3 protein-coding genes are annotated in these 3,834 nt (G+C 60.7%); 2 read left to right on the top strand and 1 reads right to left on the bottom strand.

The window, feature by feature from the left end:
- The coding region (locus AB5Y92_RS08130) for an IS5 family transposase (protein WP_368226408.1) at positions 1–788 on the bottom strand (788 nt) is incomplete at its 3' end.
- Between the two features lie 232 nt (positions 789–1,020).
- Here AB5Y92_RS08130 and AB5Y92_RS08125 point away from each other — a divergent pair.
- Positions 1,021–1,470, top strand: a complete 450-nt coding sequence (locus AB5Y92_RS08125) for a hypothetical protein (protein ID WP_005352687.1) — start codon at positions 1,021–1,023, stop codon at positions 1,468–1,470.
- Positions 1,471–1,474: 4 nt separating this feature from the next.
- The coding region (locus AB5Y92_RS08120; RefSeq protein WP_368226406.1) for a YncE family protein at positions 1,475–3,834 on the top strand (2,360 nt) is incomplete at its 3' end.

Genomic DNA, 3,834 nt, shown 5'->3' with positions numbered 1-3,834 from the left:
GCAATCACAGCCTTGTTTTTGCGCGGATGCTTTTTGAGTTCCTTGAGCCTGCCAGGTCGCATCGCAATCGCCCATTGTGCCTTTACATCTGCCAGCTCTTCACGGTTTTCTGCACCCTGATATCCGGCGTCAGCGAACACAAATGCCTCCTTGCCATGGAGCAGATTTCCCACTTGATTGAGGTCGTGCTCATTGGCTGCCGTGGTCTCCAGACTGTGCGTCAGGCCACTCTTGGCATCGACACCGATCTGAGCCTTCATGCCGAAGTACCATTGATTACCTTTCTTGGTCTGGTGCATCTCGCCGTCACGCTCGCCACGCTTGTTATTGGTCGAGCAAGGGGCCTCAATGAGAGTGGCGTCGACCAACGTGCCTTGCTTCATCATGATGCCGGCGTCAGAAAGCCATTGGTTGACGGCGTCGAAGAGCTGCCGGGCCAGCCGGCGCTGCTCCAGCAGATGGCGGAAGTTCATGATGGTGGTGCGGTCGGGGATGGGCTGGTCCAGTGAGAGCTTGGCAAACAGACGCATCGAAGTAATCTCGTAGAGCGCATCCTCCATGGCGCCGTCGCTAAAGCTATACCACTGTTGCATGCAGTGAATGCGCAGCATGGTATCGAGTGGGTAGGGGCGACGGCCATTACCTGCCTTGGGATAGACGGGCTCGATGACCTCCAGCATCATAGCCCATGGGAGCAACGCATCCATACGAGCCAGGAATAACTCCTTACGGGTTTTGCGGCGTTTGCCATTGAACTCGCTATCCGCGAAGGTGAGCTGATGATTCATGCTGAACCTCATAACAGGCACCAAGTGGGGCTTGCAATCTCACATCAGGGACTTGTTCGCACCTTCCCTATGCGGTGACCGAGCGGATGGCAGAGCATAAATAGTCGAGCCGGAACACGGTGCTTGTTCAGCCTTGATTCACTTGCAATACAATTGATAACACTTTTCATTACTCTTACTGCGTTATAAACTTGCTCCCCCCGGGCTGCCCCGCCCGGGTGCTGGAGCCTTTATGACAAGCCTTTCTCTCTCACCCCGACAATTCTGGCAGTGGCTGGCCTACCACCATCAGGCCGCCGAGGGCACCCTCTATCTGATGTTCTTCTCCGGCCTGCTGCTGTGGGAACCTCTGACCCCGCTCTGGTCGCTGGCACGCTGGAATCTGTTTTTCCATGTGATGCTCTCGCTCACCCTGTTTCCCCTGCTGTTTGGCGCCTTCTGGCTCTCCCATCGCAGCTTGTTGAACCGCAGCAACAAACCCTTTTTACGCACCACGGGGCGGATTATCGAAGCCCTCCTGCTGATCTGTCTGGCCAGCGGCCTGCTGCTGGTGCTGCACGGCACCCCGGGCGATGCCATGGGCAACCTCGCCAGCTGGGCCCACTGGCTGAGCGCATTGGCGTTAACTCCTCTGGTGCTGCGCCACGCCTGGCGCTGGACCATCTTGAAATGGCGCTCCTGATCCCATGTTGAAGTCATCGTTCTCTGCATATTTGTCATCCCTGCTGGCCCTCGTCATGCTGCTGGCCAGCCCCTTCGCGTTGGCCCAGCAGATGGGTTCAGGGATGCTCGCCTATGAAGAGGGGCAAAACCCGCGCCTCGTCACCGCCAACCTGAGCGCAGGTTCCGTCACCCTGCTGGAGCGCGATAGCGGAAAACGCTTAAAAGAGGTGCAGCTGGGGGGTGATCTGCGCCAGCTGGCCCGCGCCGATGGTGGTACCCTGCTGGTCACCGACTACAGCGGCGATCGCCTGCTGCTGCTGGATGATGATCTCGATCTGGAAAAGACGATCCCCACCGGCCACCGCCCCTATGGGGTCATCTTCGATGCCAAGCGGCAGTGGTTCTGGGTCACCCTGTTCGAATCCGCTCGTCTGCAGGCCTACGACACCGCCGGCAACCTCCAGCTGGATGCAGAAACCGCCGAGACTCCCCGTGGGCTGGCCCTGACCGACGACGATCGCCTGCTGCTCACCCACGCCATGACCGGCCAGCTCGCCATCTATGATCTCGCCAAGCTCGGCCACGGCGCCAAGGGAGCTTCGCTTCCCAAGCCCAAGCTCATTACCCTGGCCGAGACCCATAGCGACACGCCGAGCGACTCTCAAGGCTTGCCGCGCCTGCTCGATGGCATCGCCCTCTCCCCCGATGGCAGCGAGGCCTGGCTGCCTCACGTACTGTGGAGCTTCAGCCACCCCTTCCAGTTTCAGAGCACCGTCTTCCCAGCGGTCTCCATCATTGATCTCGATGAGGAGAAAGAGCGGGTCGATGAAAGAAAACAGCTCTTTTTGCAGATCAACCTGCCAAGCGTCGGCAACCGCAGCCAGATCGTCTCCAACCCGTTTGCAGCCCGATTTGCCGCCGATGGCAAGCGGGTCTATCTGACCCTGGCGGGCTCGGAAGATCTGCTGGTGTTTGACCTCTCCCGCAGCGGCAAGTCCAACAACAACCGCCACCGCCGCAAGAAGTTTCAGGGGGGCGCCAAGGCGACCCAGCTCTTGCGTCACCTGCCGGGCCAGAATCCGCGGGATCTGCTGATCGACGGTGACCATATTCTGGTGCACAACGCCATGGGGCAGGATCTCACCCGCCTCAATAGCAGCGGCAGCGGCCCGTTTGCCCGGGTCACCGTCGATGTGCCCCACTTTGCCAAGCTGGTAGAGACGGATCCGCGCCCCGAACCGCTTCAGCGCGGCGAGCGGCTATTCAACCTTGGTAACACAGCGTCCAACTCACGCTTCCCCATGGCAGGGGACAACTGGATGAGCTGCAACTCCTGCCATCTGGACGGGTTCAACTTCACCAACCGCTATCTGATGGCGGCCCATCGCCAGAAGAGCGGCGACAACGCCATCAACGGCCACGCCAACCTCACCAACATGGTGGCGGGGGATTTTGTCGGCGAATACCTGCGCATGACCCAGCAGACCCAGGGCGGCATGGGGCACGACACCCGCGATGGCGCCGAAGCAGTTGATCCCGCCAAGCCCCAACCGGAAGTGAAAGCGATGATGGAGGACTTGCACGCCTTCGTCACCGCCGATGGCAACCTCCCCTATCTTGCCAACTGGCTGCGGCTAGATGCCCCGCGCACGGATCCCGCCAAGGCGCCAACCACTCATCCCAAGGAGTGGCTCAACTCAGCCTCCTGCCAGAACTGCCACAGCCAAGCGTTCAAGGACTGGAGCGAGAGCAACCACCGGCTGATGGGCAACTCCCACCCCTACTACAAGGTGGTGCAGGCGCTGGCCCGCGAAACCGAAGGGGAAGCGTTTGGCCAGTGGTGTCAGGGCTGCCATATGCCCCAGCAAGTGATGACAGGCCAGCTGGATCTGCCCAAGGGCTCCCACATGTTCGAGCAGGGCGGCGCCTCGCTGATTGCTGCCCACAAGGCGGGCGAACCTGTGGTTGAGGAAGGGACCGGCTGCGTGCTCTGCCATCGCATCACCAAAGTGGAAGATGCGGGCGGCAACAGCGCCTTTACCGTGAATTTGAAAGACCGCGAGAGCTATGTGTTCGAGGATGCCCCGGGCGGCAGCCTCCAGCACTGGCTGGCCGAGCGGCAGATCAACGCCCGCCCAGCGGCCCACAAAGCCTCCTATCAGAAGGATTTCTACCGCGACGCGGCCCTGTGCAAATCGTGCCACAACGAGTTTGCCCCGGGCACCGGCGCCAACATCGTCAACACCTGGGACGAGTGGGAAAAATCCAGCTTCGCCAAGGCCGAGGATCCCGCCAAGCGGCGCACCTGCATCGACTGCCATATGAACCCGGAGCCAGGCAATGGCGGTGCGCCGGTGGCGGGCCAGTCCACCGAAAACGGCAC

Source organism: Aeromonas sp. R1-1 (genome assembly GCF_040908495.1).
GTDB classification, from domain to species: Bacteria; Pseudomonadota; Gammaproteobacteria; order Enterobacterales; family Aeromonadaceae; genus Aeromonas; species Aeromonas veronii.
Note: the sequence above shows the minus strand (reverse complement) of the source record. Positions and strands in the feature narration are given on the sequence as shown.

Coding starts and splice junctions, on each gene's coding strand:
- AB5Y92_RS08125 (WP_005352687.1), top strand. CDS start 1,021: ATGACAAGCCTTTCTCTCTCACCCCGACAATTCTGGCAGTGGCTGGCC.